This is a genomic window from Pseudomonas sp. TE3552, from assembly GCF_056278945.1.
Window position 1 is genome coordinate 1,507,412 of sequence record NZ_JBWBQJ010000001.1, and the last position, 18,850, is coordinate 1,526,261.

Annotated in this window: 17 protein-coding genes, 1 tRNA gene and 2 pseudogenes; 9 read left to right on the top strand and 11 right to left on the bottom strand. The window is 58.3% G+C overall.

Features of this window, described 5'->3' with window-relative positions; genetic code table 11:
• The first annotated feature begins 99 nt into the window (after positions 1 to 99).
• The 3 genes from pgi (at position 100) to ACZ9BB_RS06725 (ending at position 3,780) form a co-directional block, all read left to right on the top strand.
• Positions 100 to 1,764 carry a glucose-6-phosphate isomerase gene (pgi, locus tag ACZ9BB_RS06715; protein WP_476213076.1) on the top strand — a complete coding sequence of 555 codons (1,665 nt, stop codon included), beginning with the start codon at positions 100 to 102 and terminating at the stop codon, positions 1,762 to 1,764.
• A 239-nt stretch (positions 1,765 to 2,003) separates the two neighbouring features.
• Complete coding sequence (locus ACZ9BB_RS06720) at positions 2,004 to 3,230, top strand: carbohydrate porin (RefSeq protein ID WP_134104550.1); 1,227 nt, start codon at positions 2,004 to 2,006, stop codon at positions 3,228 to 3,230.
• A 334-nt stretch (positions 3,231 to 3,564) separates the two neighbouring features.
• Positions 3,565 to 3,780: a hypothetical protein gene (locus ACZ9BB_RS06725; RefSeq protein WP_476213077.1), complete on the top strand. Its 216-nt coding sequence runs from the start codon at positions 3,565 to 3,567 to the stop codon at positions 3,778 to 3,780.
• A gap of 7 nt (positions 3,781 to 3,787) precedes the next feature.
• Here ACZ9BB_RS06725 and ACZ9BB_RS06730 read toward each other — a convergent pair whose 3' ends face one another.
• Positions 3,788 to 5,026: an acyl-CoA dehydrogenase family protein gene (locus ACZ9BB_RS06730; RefSeq protein WP_476213078.1), complete on the bottom strand. Its 1,239-nt coding sequence runs from the start codon at positions 5,024 to 5,026 to the stop codon at positions 3,788 to 3,790.
• A gap of 392 nt (positions 5,027 to 5,418) precedes the next feature.
• Between ACZ9BB_RS06730 and msuE (ACZ9BB_RS06735) the strand changes: the two genes are divergently transcribed.
• The 3 genes and pseudogenes from msuE (ACZ9BB_RS06735) to ACZ9BB_RS06745 form a co-directional block, all read left to right on the top strand.
• On the top strand, positions 5,419 to 5,982 hold the full coding sequence (gene msuE / locus ACZ9BB_RS06735) for an FMN reductase (RefSeq protein ID WP_008073822.1): 564 nt from the start codon (positions 5,419 to 5,421) through the stop codon (positions 5,980 to 5,982).
• 46 nt (positions 5,983 to 6,028) lie between these two features.
• Positions 6,029 to 6,874 (top strand): annotated as a pseudogene (gene sfnG, locus ACZ9BB_RS06740) (dimethylsulfone monooxygenase SfnG); the annotation flags it as partial.
• Positions 6,873 to 7,022 (top strand): annotated as a pseudogene (locus ACZ9BB_RS06745) (ABC transporter ATP-binding protein); the annotation flags it as partial. The pseudogenes sfnG and ACZ9BB_RS06745, both read left to right, overlap by 2 nt.
• A gap of 13 nt (positions 7,023 to 7,035) precedes the next feature.
• Here ACZ9BB_RS06745 and ACZ9BB_RS06750 read toward each other — a convergent pair.
• From ACZ9BB_RS06750 to ACZ9BB_RS06770, 5 genes are all read right to left on the bottom strand, one after another.
• Positions 7,036 to 8,139, bottom strand: coding sequence for a sigma-54 interaction domain-containing protein (locus ACZ9BB_RS06750; RefSeq protein ID WP_476213079.1), 1,104 nt, complete (start codon positions 8,137 to 8,139; stop codon positions 7,036 to 7,038).
• An 8-nt stretch (positions 8,140 to 8,147) separates the two neighbouring features.
• Positions 8,148 to 9,335, bottom strand: coding sequence for an acyl-CoA dehydrogenase family protein (locus tag ACZ9BB_RS06755; RefSeq protein ID WP_008073834.1), 1,188 nt, complete (start codon positions 9,333 to 9,335; stop codon positions 8,148 to 8,150).
• 10 nt (positions 9,336 to 9,345) lie between these two features.
• Positions 9,346 to 9,909, bottom strand: a complete 564-nt coding sequence (gene msuE / locus ACZ9BB_RS06760; protein ID WP_008073835.1) for an FMN reductase — start codon at positions 9,907 to 9,909, stop codon at positions 9,346 to 9,348.
• Positions 9,910 to 10,943: 1,034 nt separating this feature from the next.
• On the bottom strand, positions 10,944 to 11,333 hold the full coding sequence (locus ACZ9BB_RS06765; RefSeq protein ID WP_476213080.1) for a hotdog family protein: 390 nt from the start codon (positions 11,331 to 11,333) through the stop codon (positions 10,944 to 10,946).
• A 4-nt stretch (positions 11,334 to 11,337) separates the two neighbouring features.
• Positions 11,338 to 11,425 (bottom strand) — tRNA-Ser (locus ACZ9BB_RS06770).
• A gap of 123 nt (positions 11,426 to 11,548) precedes the next feature.
• On the opposite strand from ACZ9BB_RS06770, the gene ACZ9BB_RS06775 reads away from it, so the two are divergent.
• On the top strand, positions 11,549 to 12,220 hold the full coding sequence (locus ACZ9BB_RS06775) for a Bax inhibitor-1/YccA family protein (RefSeq protein WP_431758902.1): 672 nt from the start codon (positions 11,549 to 11,551) through the stop codon (positions 12,218 to 12,220).
• Between the two features lie 68 nt (positions 12,221 to 12,288).
• On the opposite strand, the gene ACZ9BB_RS06780 is transcribed toward ACZ9BB_RS06775, so the two are convergent.
• Together ACZ9BB_RS06780 and ACZ9BB_RS06785 are read right to left on the bottom strand one after the other, a co-directional pair.
• Positions 12,289 to 12,618 (bottom strand): YceK/YidQ family lipoprotein, encoded by a 330-nt coding sequence (locus ACZ9BB_RS06780; protein WP_476213081.1) that lies wholly within the window; start codon positions 12,616 to 12,618, stop codon positions 12,289 to 12,291.
• A 57-nt stretch (positions 12,619 to 12,675) separates the two neighbouring features.
• Positions 12,676 to 13,113, bottom strand: a complete 438-nt coding sequence (locus tag ACZ9BB_RS06785; RefSeq protein ID WP_476213082.1) for an Lrp/AsnC family transcriptional regulator — start codon at positions 13,111 to 13,113, stop codon at positions 12,676 to 12,678.
• A gap of 134 nt (positions 13,114 to 13,247) precedes the next feature.
• Here ACZ9BB_RS06785 and ACZ9BB_RS06790 point away from each other — a divergent pair, with 134 nt between their 5' ends.
• Positions 13,248 to 14,141, top strand: coding sequence for a DMT family transporter (locus tag ACZ9BB_RS06790; protein WP_476213083.1), 894 nt, complete (start codon positions 13,248 to 13,250; stop codon positions 14,139 to 14,141).
• Positions 14,142 to 14,149: 8 nt separating this feature from the next.
• Here the strand turns inward: ACZ9BB_RS06790 and ACZ9BB_RS06795 are convergent, their stop codons facing one another.
• Positions 14,150 to 15,169: an FUSC family protein gene (locus tag ACZ9BB_RS06795; protein ID WP_476213084.1), complete on the bottom strand. Its 1,020-nt coding sequence runs from the start codon at positions 15,167 to 15,169 to the stop codon at positions 14,150 to 14,152.
• Between the two features lie 68 nt (positions 15,170 to 15,237).
• Positions 15,238 to 16,863 carry an NADP-dependent glyceraldehyde-3-phosphate dehydrogenase gene (locus ACZ9BB_RS06800; RefSeq protein ID WP_476213085.1) on the bottom strand — a complete coding sequence of 542 codons (1,626 nt, stop codon included), beginning with the start codon at positions 16,861 to 16,863 and terminating at the stop codon, positions 15,238 to 15,240.
• A 227-nt stretch (positions 16,864 to 17,090) separates the two neighbouring features.
• Here ACZ9BB_RS06800 and ACZ9BB_RS06805 point away from each other — a divergent pair, with 227 nt between their 5' ends.
• A complete protein-coding gene (locus ACZ9BB_RS06805; protein WP_476213086.1) occupies positions 17,091 to 17,978 on the top strand; it encodes a Dyp-type peroxidase in 888 nt (295 codons plus the stop codon).
• Between the two features lie 35 nt (positions 17,979 to 18,013).
• Here ACZ9BB_RS06805 and ACZ9BB_RS06810 read toward each other — a convergent pair whose 3' ends face one another.
• Entirely contained in the window at positions 18,014 to 18,751 is a 738-nt protein-coding gene (locus ACZ9BB_RS06810; RefSeq protein ID WP_476213087.1) for a TorF family putative porin, read from the bottom strand.
• Positions 18,752 to 18,850 lie beyond the last annotated feature (99 nt).

Below are 18,850 nucleotides of genomic sequence, written 5' to 3' on the forward strand. Positions count from 1 at the left end.
CGCTTCTGCGTTCGCAGAATTACGAAATGCTTAAATTTGAATGGCAAGACAAGAGTCGATTTAGACGGCACAAGCCGTATTGGCGAAGAGGGGCTGGGCATGAATAACTACAACAAAACGAATGATGCAACTGCACTGCCGGCATGGCGCAATCTGCTCGACCATCGGGAGAGCATGAAAAATTTTAGTATGCGCGATGCCTTTCGAGATGACAGTAAACGCTTTCAAGAGTTTTCCTTGGCGGGCTGCGGGCTTTTTTTGGATTACTCCAAAAACCTGATCACTCACGAGACGCGTTCATTGCTTGTAAACCTTGCTCGCGAGGCAGGCGTGGAACAGGCAGCGCATGCCATGTTCAGTGGAGAGAAAATCAACGGCTCCGAGGGGCGTCCCGTGCTGCATACCGCGCTGCGGCGACCAGTGGGTGACGCTTTGATGGTCGATGGTCGCAACTTGATGCGCGATGTGCATGGAGCCCTGGCGCAAATGACTGACGTTGTGAGTCGTATCCATAACCATCTGTGGCGTGGTTACAACGACAAGGTCATCACCGATGTCGTAAACATTGGTATTGGTGGCTCATTTCTGGGCCCGGAGCTTGTCTCTGAGGCATTGGCGCCTTTTGCTCGGCATGGAGTGCGGTGCCATTATCTAGCTAACATCGACGGCAGTGAATTCCGAGAGGTTACAGCCGGACTGAACGTAGAAACAACGCTGTTCATCATCTCCAGCAAAACCTTCAGTACTCTTGAAACCTTGAAGAATGCACAAGCTTCTCGTAGCTGGTACTTGGCTAAGGGCGGGACGGAGGAGAAGCTATATCGCCATTTCATTGCTGTGACCAGTAATCGCCAAGCGGCGCTGGATTTCGGCATCCGTGAAGCAAACATTTTTCCTATGTGGGACTGGGTCGGTGGCCGTTACTCACTATGGTCTGCAATTGGCCTACCGATTGCTCTGGCCATTGGTATTGCTAACTTCAAGGAGCTGCTATCCGGCGCGTACGCGATGGATCAGCATTTCCTGAACGAACCATTGGAACAGAACCTTCCTGTTCTTTTAGCGGTACTCGGCGTTTGGTATCACAACTTTTGGGGTGCGCAAAGTTATGCTTTCTTGCCCTATGACCATTACCTGCGCAACTTCGTGAAGCATCTGCAGCAGATGGACATGGAGTCAAATGGCAAAAGTGTTCGTCATGACGGCACGTCAGTGTCCTGCAGCACGGGCCCAGTAATCTGGGGCGGCGTGGGGTGTAACGGACAGCACGCTTACCACCAGTTGCTGCATCAGGGAACTTCTCTGATTCCAGCTGACTTCATTGTGCCTGTGGTCAGCCACAATCCAGTGGCTGATCATCAGGAATGGCTGTACGCCAATTGCTTGTCTCAAAGCCAAGCGCTGATGTGGGGCAAAACCCGCAGTGAAGCTGAGGCAGAGCTAAAAGCCAAAGGCCTTTCATCCAGTGAGATTGAACGACTGGCACCGCATAAAGTGATCCCCGGTAACCGGCCAAGCAATACAGTTGCTCTTGAGATCATCAATCCACATAGCCTTGGTGCGCTGATCGCCCTTTATGAGCACAAGGTCTTTGTCCAGGGCGTAATTTGGGGAGTCAATTCGTTTGATCAATGGGGCGTGGAACTGGGCAAGGAGCTAAGTAACAGCGTGCATAGCCTCCTGACTCGCTATGACGCGCAACCGGCTGATGATTCCTCGACGCAGGGTCTTATAGATTTCTTCCGAGGACGTCATCGGGGGTAGAGCCTCATAAGATTGGACGGGACTAATGCCTTATCGTTAGCTCGTCGTGGTCACTTTGCACTGCCTGGATTTTTCGCATGCTTTTGGTTCAGGTAATGCAGTGCCTTTTTTATTCGATTTAACTTGGTATTTCCCTGTCGGAAACCGGTGCGTGGAGTTAGTCGCGTATCCGAATCAAAAGCGTGCTGTTCGTGTTATCGGCCTTGTCCAATAAATATAACAAACAAAAGGTGTTATGAATGAACGTTAAAACTCTCAGCGCAGTTCTGGGTGCGTCCTTTGCTGTCGGCTTTTTGCCCGTTGACGCGTATTCAACAGACTTCAGTGGTTATTTCAGAACCGGAGTTGGAGATTCGACTCAAGGAGGGAAACAGTCGTGTTTTCAGCTACCGGGCGCGCAATCCAAATACCGCCTTGGCAACGAATGTGAGCAATATCTGGAGCTGGATTTGCGCCAGGATCTGCTTTCACTGGACGACGGCTCGGTGGTCAGCGTGGAAGGCATGGCACAGTTTTATAACGAGTATGGCCATGAACCAAAATTTGACGGGGAGCACGGCTATACGCGGATGAGTCAGCTCTACGCTGAGTGGAGCAAGATGCCGGCATTGAATGGCGGTTCTTTCTGGGCGGGCCGTCGTTACTACAACCGAAACGACATCAATATTTCCGACTACTTCTACTGGAACCAAAGCTCAACAGGCTTTGGGTTCGACCAGGTCGCATTGGGAGATCTGAAATACAGCTACGTGTTCTCACGCAAGGACAACGTCTTCCAAAAGGATTTTGTTACCCGTCATGATGTGACCGTCAGCGGATTCAACACAAATCCCGGTGGCGAGGTTCAACTGGGCGTCAGTTATCTGGACAAGCCGAGCCGCGAGAATGCTCATCAGGGCTGGTCGGTGGTTGCCCAGCACAAGCAGGTCGCGTTTCTTGGCGGAGTCAACAAGTTCGCTGTTCAATACGGCCGAGGGCCGGGCACCGCATTGGGCTACACCGGTGATACCACGTTGGATGAGAGCAACAAGAGCTGGCGGCTCGTGGAGTTTTTCGACTGGCAAATGACTCATGCTTTTAGTGGTCAAGTTGAATTGGTCTATCAAAAAGACACGCGCCCTGATGGTGATGATCAGAACTGGTTATCCATTGGTGTTCGGCCAATTTATGCGTTCACGGACCAGTTCAAGTTGATCACCGAAGTTGGGCGCGACCAGGTTGAAGCTGCAGACGGTACCCGAAAACTCACTAAGTACACCATCGCGCCTACCTGGTCACCGAAGGGTCCGGGATTCTGGGACAGGCCGGAATTTCGTCTGTATTACACCTATGCTACCTGGAACAAGGCTGCGCAACGCGCCGCCAGCTTGCAATCTCCGGGGTCGGCGTTGTCTGATACCGGTGCGTTTGGTACAGACCTGCAAGGCTCCAACGTAGGTGTTCAGGTCGAGTATTGGTGGAAATAAATCCTGAAATGACAGGGCTGACAATCAGCCCGGATCTGCTTCGACAACTGCGGATAGCGAGGGCAATCCAACGCTTCCTCTCAAACAGGAAGGGAGTGGTGAACCGCGAGAGGAAGTGAGCGAGTCAGATGGTGCTGAACGTTGTGACGTTCAGCACCATAGTCGATCGAACATTGTTGAAGCTTTTTCAGGCGAGTCACTCAGAGTGAGAGACAACGTCACCATCCTTTTATCCGGTGATCGAGTTTGTAATTGCGTCAAGCTCGCTCACAGGGGATCTGTGTGCGAGCCTGGAATGTGAAATAGGGCGTTGCGTTAGATGGAAATATACGAAATGCGCACCCGTCTCTTTGAGAGTGCGCTTGCCGTCGGCCAAGCACTGGGTGGGCAGGTCAGCTTGCCGCATGGCGGTATCGAGCGTATCCAGAGCCGCGCCCAGGGACGTTGGTTCCTGGGCGTAGCGACGAGCCAGGGGCCAGACGCGTTGCTGGCCCGTGCTTCGTCGCTGGCCGATCAGGTGCAGGTGCTGGGGTATCTGGCACCCGCGTGATATCGGCTTACTTCGATCCAGCGCCGATCTGCCAGACGTAGGGCGGTTCGGTGCCGTTGATTTCCCAGTCGCCGATAATGCGTTCCTTGTAGATGAGGGGGTTGTGCGAGGCCGCGGTGCGGGCGTTGCGCCAGTGACGATCGAAGGCCTTGCCGGTGCTGGTGGCCGAGGCGCTGAGGGCGTTGAACAGGTCACTGGTGGCGCGCAGCACAAGGTCGGCGATTACCACTTGGGCCTGGGCCGATTCCAGTTCGGCGGCGATGTTGGCCTCGCGTTCGGCGACTTCGTCATGGGCGAAGCGGCTTTCGTACGCCACCTGCAAGGCGGTCGCCGCGCGCAGGGTGGTGGCGTGTGCGGCGTAGACCTGCGCCGATGCCTTGCCCACCACTTGCTGCACCTGGACGTCCTGGCTGACGTGGCTGGCATTGCCGGTGCTGAAGATGCGCGTGCGCTTGCGCACTTCTTCCGTGATGTCGTGCACCGCGGCACGGCCGGCACCGGTCTGAACCGCCAACAGCACCAGTTGATAGAAGGCCGTCTGGTACTTGAAGCGGGTGGCGAAGTCGAGCAGGTTTTCAGGCTCCACCACGGCGTTTTCGAATACCGAGGTGCCGCTACCGGTGGTGCGCTGGCCAAAGCCATCCCAATCGTCACTCTGCGAGATGCCCGGTTGTTGCACGCGGACGGCGGCAATCACGTCGGCACCGTTGTCATCGCGCTGGGCATAGAGGTCGATCCAATCGGCGAAGATGCTACCGGTGCTGTAGTACTTGGTGCCGTTGACTACCCAGTGTTCGCCCAGACGCGAGACGCGAGTGCCGACCTGGCCGATCTTGACGCTGCCGATTTCGGTCCAGGCATTGCCCACCAGATCACCCTCGACAAAACGCTTGAACCAGGTGTCCTGTGGTGCGTCAGCCTGGGCATTGAGGCGGTCTTCGACAAAGGCAAAGTGACCGCGCAACGCCTGTGGCAAATTGGAGTCCGCTTCGGCCAATTCGATCAGTAACTCAAACAGCTGGGGCAGGGAAGCGCCGGCGCCACCGTACGGGATCGGTACACGTACGGCGCCAAAGCCGGCTTCCTTCAGCCATTTCACTTGTTCAAAGGGCAGGCTGCGGCTTTGCTCGCGCTCCAGTGCGCCGGCGGCGATGCGTGCAAAGATCGGCCGAAAGCGCTCGGCCAGGGCCTGGTAGTCGGTACCGGTGGAGAGGGGGTGTGGCAGGTGTTGTTGCTGGACTGTCATGGTGCAGCTCCTTATGGAAGGCAAGAGAAGCAACAGAGCGGTCGATCTGCTGCGTACTGCTGTCAGTGCACAGGTCGTGCCTGGCGCTGTAAAAAGCCGTTTTACAGGGCGTGCGGGGTGTCGACGGCGCTCACTCCTGTCGCCTGCCGGGCAACTTGTTGAAGCGCTGACCGCCCGACAACAGCGGCCCGGGCGGGGCTTCGTGCCAAACGCCGCGAGACAACTGTTGTGAGCGCAACAGTTGATCAACAGCCTGTCCGTTGGACGACACTGCGGCGTTTTACGAAAACTGTATAACTAATTGATTTATATTGAATTATTGAAGTGGCACGGTTGCTGCTCTAGTCCTTGTGCAGATGCCACGGTGGCCTCTGCCACCACGAGGACGGGCAATGGGCAACACACTGAAAGTGGTCGCGGTATCCGGGAGCGTGCAGCGGCCTACGCGCACCCTGGTGCTGCTCAAGGCGCTGATCGCCGGTCTTGCGCAACAACTGCCGATCGAACTGCACCTGATCGAGTTGTCCGAGGTCGGCCCGCAGTTTGCCGGGGTGCTGCGCCGTGAAGACTTGCCCGCTGCGGTCGAGGCCGATCTGCAGGCCATTGAAACGGCCAACCTGCTGATTGCTGCCAGCCCGGTATACCGCGCCTCGTACACTGGACTGTTCAAGCACCTGTTCGATTTCGTCCATCACCAGGCGTTGAACAACGTGCCGGTGTTGCTGGCCGCCACCGGTGGCTCGGACCGTCACGCCCTGATCATCGATCACCAGTTGCGCCCGCTGTTCGGCTTTTTCCAGGCCCTGAGCTTGCCCATCGGTGTGTATGCCGCCGAAGCCGATTTCACCGATTACCAGATCACCAGCCCGCAGTTGCTCGAACGCATCGAGCGCGCTGTCGAGTCGGCGGTACTGAGCCTCAATCCGACTGTTCAACCGGACACCAGCGCAGCCTGACGTCCCGGGTCAACCCTCACTTCAACGAATCAATGGAGTACATGCAATGAGCCAGAACAGCATCAAGTTTGCCTACTGGGTTCCCAACGTCAGCGGCGGCCTTGTGGTCAGCAAGATCGAACAGCGCACTAGCTGGGACATCGATTACAACCGCAAGCTGGCGCAAATCGCCGAAAAGGCCGGCTTCGAATACGCTTTGTCACAGATCCGCTTCACTGCCGGTTATGGCGCCGAAAACCAACACGAATCGGTGACCATCAGCCACGCACTGTTGGCCGCCACCGAGAAGCTCAAAGTGATCGCGGCCATCCTGCCTGGCCCATGGAGTCCGGTGCTGGCGGCCAAGCAGCTGGCCACCATCGACCAGTTCACCAACGGTCGCGTCGCGGTGAATATCGTGTCGGGCTGGTTCAAGGGCGAATTCCGCGCCATTGGCGAGCCATGGCTGGACCACGATGAGCGCTATCGTCGCTCGGAAGAATTCATCCAGGCGCTGAAGGGCATCTGGACCCAGGACAACTTCAGTTTTCATGGCGATTTCTACCGCTTCCACGACTACACCCTCAAGCCCAAGCCACTGCAGCAACCGCACCCGGAAATCTTCCAGGGTGGCAGCTCGCGCGCGGCGCGGGACATGGCTTCGCGGGTCTCCGATTGGTACTTCACCAACGGCAACACTGTCGAAGGCATCAAGGCCCAGGTCGACGACATTCGGGCCAAGGCCGCGATCAATGGCCACTCGGTGAAAGTTGGGGTGAACGCCTTTGTCATCGCCCGTGAAACCGAGACCGAGGCCCGCGCGGTGTTGCAGGAAATTATCGCCAAGGCCGACCCCGAGGCCGTCAACGGTTTCGGCAGCGAGGCGAAGAACGCCGGTGCCTCCAGCCCGGAACCTGGCTCTGCGTTACGCCCAGTACGGCTACGTGCTGGAAAGCGGCCGAGTCGTCAGCGAAGGCACGACCGGGCAGTTGGCCGCGTGCAGTGATATTCAGGACTTCTATCTGGGAGGCGGGACAGCGGGTAAAGGAGCTGCTGCTTGACCGCTAGCACCAGTCAGATCGACAGGTTGACCACTTTGACCGTCCGGGCGTCTTGTGCCGGGCGGCGTTTGTTCACCACCAGCTCACCGACCTTGATCAGCATCGCGCGGGTGATGTTGCGACTCAGCCCCAGCAGGCTGGCGGTGTGTACCTGGTTGTAGTGGCTGAAGCGATAGGCCGCGCGCAGCAGCGCTTCCTCGACCCGCTCGTGGAGGGCGCCGCTTTCTTCCTCGAACAGCTTCTGGAAGGCTTGCTGCAACAGGGCGTCGGCACTGTCGTCCTGGACGGTATTGCTGGCGTCCTGGCGTTCAATACGCAGGTTGGACAGGTGCAGGTCCTGGACACGGATCAGATTGTTACGGCAGATCAACAGGGTGTGGTGAATGACGTTTTCCAGCTCGCGAATATTGCCCGGCCATGAGTAATTCACCAGCTTCTGTTCGGCTTCGGTATCCAGCACCACTTCGCCATAACCCAGCCGACGACTGTACTCGGCGATGAAGTGGCGGATCAGCGGCAGGATGTCGCCCGGTCGCTCGCGCAGCGGGCTGAGCTCCAGGCTGACCACGTTCAGCCGGTAATAGAGGTCTTCGCGAAAGTGCCCGGCGTTGATGGCTTTTTCCAGCTGCACGTTGGTCGCAGCCAGCACCCGTACATCGATGGGGATGCTTTTGCGTGAACCCAGGCGAACCACTTCACGCTCCTGCAGCACCCGCAGTAACTTGACCTGGATCGGCATCGGCAAGTCACCGATCTCGTCGAGGAACAGCGTGCCGCCGTTGGCTTCCTCGAACCAGCCGGCCTTGGCGCTCAGGGCGCCGGTGAAGGCGCCTTTTTCGTGGCCGAACAGTTCGGCCTCCACCAGGCTTTCGGAAAACGCGCCGCAGTTGACCGCGATAAACGGCTTGTTGCGACGGGCGCTGAGGTTGTGCAGATGACGGGCCACCAGTTCCTTGCCGGTCCCGGTTTCGCCGATGATCAACACGCTGGCGTCACTGGGCGCGACCTGTTGCAGGTGCGCCAGCAGCGCCTGTGATTTCGGGTCTTCGAAGACTTGCGCAGTGGCGCGTATCGAGGTGGCCAGGGCTGGTGAGGGCGGCAGCCTGAGTAGTTGCATGGTGGGGCCTATGAGTAGAAGGACGGAGTGGGTAGCGTCTTGTTGAGCGCCCAGTCACCCAGTTCATGGAGCTTGTAGTCCACGGGGTCGTGCAGGGTCTGGGTGCGCAGGTTGCGCCAGTGACGATCAAGGCGCAGCGCGGCATGGGTGGCGCGGGCGCCAGTCACTTCAAACAGGCTGCTGGTCAGGTCCAGGCCGGTGCGGGTGGCGGCGACCTTGGCGGTGGCAATGGCCAAGGCCAGTTGGCCACGCTCCTCGGCGCCGAGCCGGTGCTCCTTGCTCCAGGCTTGGTCGAGCAGGGCGTTGGCGCGTTCAGTGAGCAGGCGCACGCTTTCCAGCCCGACCCAGAATTCGCCATAATGGCGCAGGACATAGGGGTCCTGATTGGCCTGGCTGACGTTGGCCTTGAACCAGGGGCGCGTTTCCTTGAGGGTGTAATTGCGGGCCTCTTCGAACGCGCCCTCGGCAATGCCGAGGAAGATATTGACGAAGGTCAGTTGGGCGATCAGCGGGCGCAGGCAGGCAAAGGGCGTGCTCAGCGGGCCGGGATCTAGCAGCAGTTCATTCTCTTCCACGCGCACCCGTTCGAAGGTGGCGCTGCCGCTGTCGGTCTGCCGTTGGCCGATGTTGTCCCAGTCGCCGTGCAAGGTGATGCCGGTGCGATGACTGGGAATGGCGGCGATCAACAGCTTGCCGCTGGTGGATTCATCCAGCGCCGAGGCAATCAGCATTTCCGAATCGGAGGCGCCGGAGCAGAAACTCTTGCGCCCGGAAAACTCGCGATAGCCGGCAAATTTTTTTGACAGGGTGCGGGTGTCCAACGGGTTAAGGGCATTACCCCAGAACCAGTTGTTGCGCGCGGTCTGTTCGAACCAGGGCTGCCACTGTTCGGGCCGGGAAAACAGCCGTACCGTGGCCAGCATCAAGTGCTGGAAGCCGAACACATGGGCGATCGAGCTGTCGACCCTGGCGAACTCGCGCACCACTTCCAGGGTGTCGCTCCAGCTGGCGCCAAGGCCACCGTATTGCTGGTCAATTTTCATCGCCAGCAGACCGCAGCGGCGCAACTCGTCGCGCTCGGCTTTCGGCGTGCCGCCCAGATGGTCGCGTTCGGCGGCGGTTCGGGAAAACTCGGCGGCGAGCGTCCGGGCGATCTGCAGCGGGGTTTCAAGTCTGGATGTATGGATAGCGGTCACAGGCTGTTCCTCAGGCTGTTTTCCGCAAGTCGGCGGCATTGGCGGTGAACAGCGGTGCGGCCCGTTCGACTGCCAGGCGGATGCGTGTTTTCAGCGCTTCGCTGCTGATCTGGTAATTCGTGAAATCGGCCTCCGAGGCATACACGCCAAGGGGCAGGGTCACCGACTGGAAGAAGCTGAACAGCGGGCGCAACTGATGATCGATTACCAGCGCATGCCGGTCGCTGCCACCGGTGGCGGCCAGCAACACCGGGGTGTCGATCAATGCGTCCTGGCCAATCAGGTCGAACAGGTGCTTAAACTGGCCCGGGTAGGCGCCACGGTAGACGGGTGCGGCCACAACCAGCAGGTCCGCCGACTCAATCGCACTCAACTCGTACTCAACGGTTTCCGGCAGCTCCTGACGGGACATGGCGCTGCCCAGCGGGCGGACAATGTCGCCCAGTTCGATGATGCGGCTTTCGATTGGCAGGTACTGGCTCAGCTCGGCAACGATGGCCTGGACCAGCACCAGGGTGCGCGACGGACGATAGGTTCCACCGGAAACGGCGACGACTTTAAGTGGGGTGCTCATGGGGTCTGTTCCTGTTCGAGTTGCGGGATGTGCAGCCATCAGAGCAAGAGATGTTCCAAGGTTAAAATAACTATTAAAAACAATAAGATGGATTAACTTGTTATCTCGGCTGCTGTTGCCCGGGCAGCTAACTGTTGAGCGACTGTTGCCTGAGCAACAATGGCGCTTCTGTTTACCGGGCAACACTGCCGCATCCATGAATTAAATGTAAATGATCTAAAAAACATCCAGTAAATACTTTTTGGTTATTAGCTCAAGACTTTGTCTAGCCGCCAGTGCCGGGTGAGTCGCCTTTGGCTGGCCTTGGCAGGCCGATATCAGCGGGGAACGCCCCTCGCAGCGGCCAAGTGTTGCTCAGCCAATAGCGGTTCAGCATCACTGTTGAGCGGGCAACAGTGCGGTCGACCCAGGCGTACGGTATTCACCTTCCACCGTCGCCGCTCAGATAGCTGTGTACGGTGCCTGCGGTGACACCCGCTACCTGGGTAAGTCTGAGTCCGGCCGCCCGACCACCAACCAGTACATGCGGCCTCATGCGCTCGATCAGTCATTCTGGATCTGCTCAAAATCGAAGGAATCGGGATCGGTATCGAAGTAACCCAGGTTACCGAGCCAAAACTCTGCGAACGCAATTGTGGTGGTTTGAATCGCCACTCTTGGCGGAGGGCGAATAAATCAGGGCCGCGAACCTAGACTCGTATACACGGGGCTCCCTGACTCTTAATTCAAGTTGTGGTTTTTTGGGGTATTGTTAGGTGACTAACTACTGAAAGCCATTGGAGAGAGTACGCCAGCCTTGATCTTGCCCCATCAGGCTGATTGGATTCTTGAGGACGGCATCAACAGGAGCCAACACATGATCCTGGTAGTTCTGGCCGACGCCTGGAAGGTCTACGACTACATCAATCCCATGTTCTCGAAGGTGCTGGGCCGAGCCGATAGTATTGAATATTCGGTTTAGAACGCTGAAGGCTGCATAAATTCGTGACAACGGGGCAAGGACGCCTCACTTCAGCGAGCCATTTTCTAAGCCATCAATTCATGGATTTGGCAGCAACGTTGGTGGGATCTCTTTCAGAAAGCATCAGCTTGAGGCATTCACGCTCTTCAGTTCCAGGTAGCACACCAGAAGTTGTTGCCTCCATCACAGTGATGCCTTCAGCATTCATTATCCTGACTTCGGCTTTAGCATGGCTGCGTTCATCGATGTCAGCGATGAGCCAGTGGCAGGTGACCTGTTCTCCCGCGTAAACCGTTCGCTTGAACACGAAATTCATCCCGGTTGCCCAATTTAGCTTCCAAAAAATTGGCCGCTGGTCAAAAAGCAATACTTCATCCAAGGTGTGGGCTGAAGTGTGGGCTGGCAAGTTTTGCCAAACCCCAGAAACGACAAAGCCCTGAAAAATCAGGGCTTTGTCGTACATAAGATGGCGGAGGCGATGGGATTCGAACTCATGGACCTGTTACAGTCGACGGTTTTCAAGACCGTTGCCTTAAACCACTCGGCCACACCTCCGTTTGCGTTGCGGGCGCCATAATACCTGAATGAAACACACTGTCAAACTCTCTGCATGGCTTGTTACAGAGCGTCTGTTATGATCTTTGCGACTGAACGTTTCAAACCAACAGGAGTGTCGCCATGCGCGAACAGGATTACGCAGTTAATAACAGCGTGCAGGCTGAGCAGCTAGAGGTTAGCCGCGTCCTGCGCAACACTTACGGCTTACTCGCTCTCACCCTCGCATTCAGCGGCGTGATGGCGTTTGTCGCTCAGCAGATGCGTGTCGGCTACCCGAACATCTTCGTGGTGCTGATTGGCTTCTATGGTCTTTTCTTCCTCACCAACAAACTCCGTGACTCGGCGTGGGGCCTGGTTTCTGCGTTCGCGCTGACCGGCTTCATGGGTTTCCTGCTCGGCCCGATCCTCAACCGTTACCTGGGCATGCAGGGCGGTGCGGAAGTGGTCAGCTCGGCCTTCGCGATGACCGCGCTGGTGTTCGGCGGCCTGTCGGCTTACGTGCTGATCACCCGTAAGGACATGAGTTTCCTCGGCGGTTTCATCACAGCCGGTTTCTTCGTGCTGCTGGGCGCGACGCTGGCGAGCTTCTTCTTCCAGATCAGCGGTCTGCAACTGGCGATCAGCGCAGGTTTCGTGCTGTTCTCCTCGGTCTGCATTCTGTTCCAGACCAGCGCCATCATTCATGGCGGCGAGCGCAACTACATCATGGCGACCATCAGCCTGTATGTATCGATCTACAACCTGTTTATCAGCTTGCTGCAACTGTTCGGCATCATGGGCCGCGATGATTGATCGCCAGCCTTGAGTAAAAAACCCGCTTCGGCGGGTTTTTTATTGTCTGGGAATCGGGGCGTCCAAGGTCATTCGGTAATGACAATGCTGCCATCGGCCTGTTGCCGATAAATGGTGTAGGGCAGCAGCAGGGTGTCGAGCGCGCCGGAAATGACTACGTCGATCAGCACAAAGGGCGTGGCATTGTTGTATTTGAACTCATCGATGCCCGGGCCCGGAGGCGCATGCAGGCTGCAAAAATCATACGTCACGCCGCTATAGATCCGTGGAACCGCGCCGCAGTAGGTTTTCTGCTCCTTGAGACTCTTCACCGCCGTTTCGTCACTGCGCACCACCGTCTGAAACGTGCCGCAGCCGGCAAGCATTAACGCCGCCAATAACATGGCCTGAGTTTTCATACCGCCAATCCTTCGCCGGAAAAAGATCAATCTACGCCTTCGCGAACAAAACAGCACTCACGCCATCGGTGGCAGCCGGCGCTTGATCGGGGTTTTCTTGACGATGGCGGTACTGGTTTCGGCGTGGCTGTTGAGGCGGTCGAGGAGAGTGTCCAGTTGTTCCATCGAGCGCACATGCAGGCGGGCGATGAAGCAGTCGTCGCCGGTGACTTTGTCGCACTCGGTGAATTCGGGGATCGCCTGAATCTGCCGCTCCACTTCCTGCAACTGGCCCGGCAGGGGCCGGATGCGGACGATGGCCTGGAGTTGATAGCCGAAGCATTTGGGGTCGATCTCGACGGTGTAGCCCTTGAGTACGCCACGTTCTTCGAGGCGGCGCAGGCGCTCGGCGACGCTGGGCGAGGACAAGCCGCTGATCTGTGCCAGGGCCTTGAGCGAGCGGCGTGAGTCCTCCATCAATGCATTGATCAGCACTTGGTCGATGTCGTCGGTCATGGAAAACCCCTGTTAGGCAATCAGCGGAATAGGCCTTGATAAAAAAGGCAGAAACCGAGTTTAGCCTGATTTTTGCGCTGGAGAATCCCACCGGCGGATTGGCATACTTTGGGCTCAAACACAGGAGGTTGATGATGGACAGAACACTACGTCGCGGGTCATTCGAAATGACTGCCGCCATGTTGATTTCCGGAACCATTGGCTGGTTCGTGCTGGTGTCCGGGCAACCGGTACTGGACGTGGTGTTCTGGCGCTGCGTGTTCGGTGCCGCCACCTTGCTACTCATCTGCGCTGCGTTCGGCTTTCTGCGCCCCGGCATTTTGACGTCCACCACCTTTTTGCTGGCCGTACTGAGCGGTGTGGCGATTGTCGGTAACTGGGTGCTGTTGTTCGCGTCTTACTCTCGCGCCTCGATTGCCATCGGCACGGCGGTTTATAACGTCCAGCCGTTCATGCTGGTGGGGCTCGCCGCGCTGTTTCTGGGGGAGAAAATCACCCTGCAGAAACTGTTCTGGCTAGGTATTTCGTTTCTGGGGATGCTGGCGATTGTCAGTGCGCATGGTGAGCAAGGCGAGGGCGGCAACGATTACCTGATGGGGATTGCTCTGGCGCTGGGGGCGGCCTTTCTGTACGCGATTGCCGCGTTGATCATCAAGCGCCTGACCGGTACGCCGCCGCATCTGATCGCGTTGATCCAGGTCTGCACCGGCGTGCTGTTGCTCGCGCCCTTTGCGCATTTCTCTGCGATGCCGCAAGCGCCCAGTGCCTGGGCCAGCCTGGTGACCCTGGGCATCGTGCATACCGGTTTGATGTATGTGTTGCTGTACGGCGCGATTCAAAAGCTGCCGACCGCGCTGACCGGCGCGCTGTCGTTCATCTACCCGATTGCGGCGATATTCGTTGACTGGTTCGCTTTCGGCCATCGCCTGGAGCCGCTGCAATGGATCGGTGTCGCCGCGATTCTGTTGGCCGCCGCCGGGATGCAACAGGGTTGGGGTCTGAAGCCCCGGCGGGTGGTGGCGCAATAAACAACCTCTCAGATGTTCCAGCGCGGTGCGGTCTTCGCCAAGCGCTGGCGCATCTCGCCGATGTTCGCGGTCAATTGGCGGGTCAGCAATTGGTAGCCATCCAGCGGACTGTAGACGGGTGCATCCAGCGTTGAGTCTGATGGCGGTTCGGCTGGCCGGCTGAGCCGTTGCGAAGCACCCGATTTCAATGCCCGAGCCATACCGATCAGTTGTACCCGGATCTGTCGGTGCTCGGCTTTCAATGCCAATTGCAGATGGGTCATTGCCTCGGAGTTGTCGGCATTCGGCCGGCTATTGCCAAGGATTTCCAGGATGCTGACGCACATCCGCAGATTGCGCTGAATTGCATCGAGTTCGGTCATGGAAACCCGCACTTCCTTGGACACCGAGGGCATCAATGAGCGCAGTTGAACCATGACTGCGTTCAAGCGATTCATGAGCTTGAGGTGTTCGTCGGCGGTGACGGACTCACCCTTGATGATGCGGCCGTAGATTGCCGCGCAGTCGCGTAACGCATCGGCCAGGTTGTAGCGCCAGGAATACACCGCGTACAGCGGCAGGGCGAAGGAGAAAGCCAGTGCCAAGGCGATGCCGATCAGAATATCCACCCCGCGCCACAGGCCATCGGTGACCGGGTTGTCGCCGTGCCCCGCAACGATAAACACGGTGATCGCCGACAGCAGCGCTGTGTAACCGCCCTTGCCGATGGCGTGGTATGAGAAAAATCCGCACACCACCGACATCGCGAAATAGGTCAGCCATGGCATCCCGAGCCAGGCCTGTTGTGCCACCAGCATCAAGCCGACACCGGCCCCGATCAACGTACCGATGGCCCGCTCGGCAGCTTTCTTGCCGATATTGCCGTGATGTTGCAAGCCACCGATCACCACCAGCATAGTCACCGACGCCCATTCGCCATGGGGCAGGTGGATGCCGGTGGTCAGCAGGATCGTCGCCAGCAATCCCAGCGAAACCCGCACCGCATGGATCAGTTTGGCATGGCGGTAACGCCGGTACGGGTCCAGCAACGGACGCAGTATCCGGCGCAGCAGCGGTGGCAGTCGAAGGCCTCTGATGATACTCAGGCTCGGTGTCCTCAGAAGATGTAGTCGGTGGTCAGGAAGCTCGAGTTTCGTCCGCTGATGATCTCGCTGAGAAGCTCTTTGCTGCTTTCCTGGAACTTGGTCGCCACCAGGGTCCGGATCGAAAACACTCGCAACGCATCATGCACCGATAACGTGCCCTCGGCGGAGTTCTTGCGACCGTTGAACGGATAGGTGTCCGGGCCGCGCTGGCACTGGGCGTTGAGGTTGATCCGGCCGACCTGGTTGGCAAACGTGTCCACCAGCCTGCCGACCGCTACCGGGTTGGTGCCAAAGATGCTCAGTTGCTGGCCGAAGTCCGATTCCAGGACGTAATCGATCACGGTGTCCAGATGACGGTAAGGCACGATCGGCACGACCGGGCCGAATTGTTCTTCCTGGTAGACACGCATCTGCGGTGTCACCGGGTACAACACGGCCGGGTAGAAAAACGACGCGCGGGATGCACCGCCGTTGGGGTTGACCACGGCTGCGCCTTTGCTGACGGCATCTGCCACCAGCGTGTGCAGGTAATCGACTTTGCCGGATTCTGGCAATGGCGTCAGGGCCACGCCGCTGTCCCATGGCATGCCGGGTTTGAGGGCGGCCAGTTTGGCGTTGAACTTCTCGATGAACGCCTCGACCACGTCTTCGTGGACGAAGAGGATTTTCAGCGCAGTGCAACGTTGACCGTTGAACGACAGGGAACCGGTAACCGCTTCGCTGACGGCGTTGTCCAGATCGACCTCCGGCAGGACGATGCCGGGGTTCTTCGCATCCAGACCCAGCGCCGCACGCAAGCGGTGAGGCCTTGGGTGGAGTTTTTTCAGGTCGCTGGCGGCTTTGTTGGTGCCGATAAACGCAAAGATATCGATCTTGCCGCTAGCCATCAGCGCGCTGACGGTTTCGCGGCCGCTGCCGTAGATAACGTTGATCACCCCGGCCGGGAAGCTGTCACGGAAGGCTTCCAGCAGCGGGCGAATCAACAGCACCCCAAGCTTGGCCGGCTTGAACACTACGGTGTTGCCCATGATCAGCGCCGGAATCAGCGTGGTGAAAGTTTCGTTCAGCGGGTAGTTGTAAGGCCCCATGCACAACGCCACGCCCAGCGGAACGCGGCGGATCTGGCCGAGGGTGTCTTGTTCCAGTTCGAAGCGGCTGGAGCGACGGTCGAGCTCCTTGAGGGCGTTGATGGTGTCGACGATGTAGTCGCAGGTGCGGTCGAACTCTTTCTCCGAGTCCTTGAGGTTCTTGCCGATTTCCCACATCAGCAACTTGACCACAGCCTCGCGCTGTTCGCGCATGCGTCCGAGGAAGGTTTCGACGTGCTGGATGCGCTCGGCCACACGCATGGTAGGCCACAGGCCCTGGCCCCGATCATAGGCGCGGACGGCGGCGTCGAGCGCGGTCAGTGCGGTGTTGGCATCGAGCAGCGGCGTGCTGCCGAGGATCACTTGTTCGTCACCATTCGCGCCGCTCAGGTACACCGGGCTGCGGACTTGGGCGAGGGGGCCGGACCAGGTTTTCAGTTCGCCATCGACCAGGTATTCGCGCTGTTCGGTCTGGCCGTTGAGGCGGTATTTTTCCGGGATGTTGTCGGCGCTGGGAAACAGGTTGCCAAGGATCTGTGCTGTGGTCATATCGCTACCCCGTCTGGATTGGGTGATGCACTGATGAATCGTTTTAGCAGACCTCGGACTCGCTTGTCATGGCTCATCTTATGATTTTTTTTGGCTCGCGTTGCGGATCGTCGTAGCAGCTGCTCGGCAGCTGCTACACAGGGCCACAGGGCTGCGACCTTTTGCCCTGAAAACACACAAGTAACGATCCTGCGGTTAAACTTCGCATTCTTTCTGAAGGAGTTCATATGAGTTACTACCAGCCGGGCATTCTCGCCACCCCTGTACCGCCTCAAGCTCGTCATATGTTCTTCGCCCTTGAATCCATCGAGGCGTTGCCGGCAGCGCTGGATAACCTGATGCGTCTGGTGGACGGCAAATCGGCGGTGGTCGGTTTCGGTGAATCCCTGGCCAAGGCACTGCACGCGCAGATCGACGGGCTGCGTGCCTTTCCGGCGCTGGTCGGTGTCGGAGTCGACAACCCGTCGACCCAACACGCCCTCTGGTGCTGGTTGCACGGCGTTGACCGTGGTGAATTGCTCAATCGCAGCAACGCGATCGAAGCCGCATTGGCACCGGCCCTGCGCCTGGTACAGATGAACGAAACCTTCCGCCACATGACCGGCCACGACCTGACCGGTTACGAAGACGGCACCGAAAACCCTCACGACGAAGCCGCTGTGGCCGCCGCGTTGTTGAGCGAAGGCGCGGACGGTCTGGTCGGTGGCAGCTTCGCCGCGATCCAGCAGTGGCAGCATGATTTGAAAGGCTTCCACGCGATGCCGTCCCATGAGAAAGACAACATCATGGGCCGTCGCCTGAGCGATAACGAAGAACTCGACGACGCGCCGATCTCCGCCCACGTCAAACGCACCGCCCAGGAAAGCTTCACTCCCGAAGCCTTCGTGGTCCGTCGCTCGATGCCGTGGATCGAAGGCGATCGCGCCGGCCTGATGTTCCTGGCCTTCGGTTTTTCACTCGACGCTTTTGAAGCCCAACTGCGGCGCATGAGCGGTCTGGAGGACGGTATCACCGACGGTTTGTACCGCATCAGTCGACCGATCACTGGCGGCTACTACTGGTGCCCACCGCTCAAGGACGGTCGCCTCGACCTGCGCGCATTGCGCATCGGCTAAACCTGCCCCCGCTCCTGCAAAAAACGGGTGGGTATTCAAAAGGACTTGCTGACACTCGCCACCACGGTCGCGCTGCAAACATCGTCAAACCCATAGTTGCTGGTGCATTGGTTTTTCGACAGGTCGGTGTCGATGTAGCTCAGGCCCAGCAACACACCGGCCACTTCGCGGGTCAGTTTCGCCTCCCATTCGTGGTAAGCGTCCTCGCCATGCCCTGAGGCCGAGTACAGGCGCGGGTCTTTGAAGTCCATTTCGCCGTAGCGCAATTTCAGGCCCAGCCCATAGGGCAATTCGGTTTCATAACCGACGTAGCTGTACAACGTGCTCTGCTTGCTGTCGATGCCCGGCGCATCGGCGGAGTAATAGGCCGCGAGCTTCACACCGTAGGCGTTGAGAATCCCGTAGACCTCGCTTTGGTTGAACTGGCTCTCTTTGGGGTAGGCGTATTTGAGATAGCCGACATCCAGGCTGATGTCGTCGGTGGCTTGCCACAGCCAACCGCCGTAGTAATCGACTTCTTGCCGGGTTTTCAAGCCGCCGCCGAAATCGACGTTCGAACTCCACGCGCCCAGGTACAGGCCGCTGCTGTGGGCCAGGGTCAAACCGGCCTGCACGGCGGGGTCGCTCTGGGTTTGCGATATACCGCGAGTGCGATAGTCGCTGGCCAGGGTCAGGTCGACCAGCACGGCAAAGTCATCGGTCAAGGGCAGGGCCTGGCTGCCCAGGGGCAACAGGCTCAAGGAACCGAGGGCGAGCAGGGTGAAAGCTTTCATGGTCAGTGCCTTTGTTTTGATTGTTATGGGCAGGTGTCGGGCAAGGCTGTCGCGGCGCAGTCCATGTGGGAGCGGACTGCGCTTAACCGGAGATTTTTT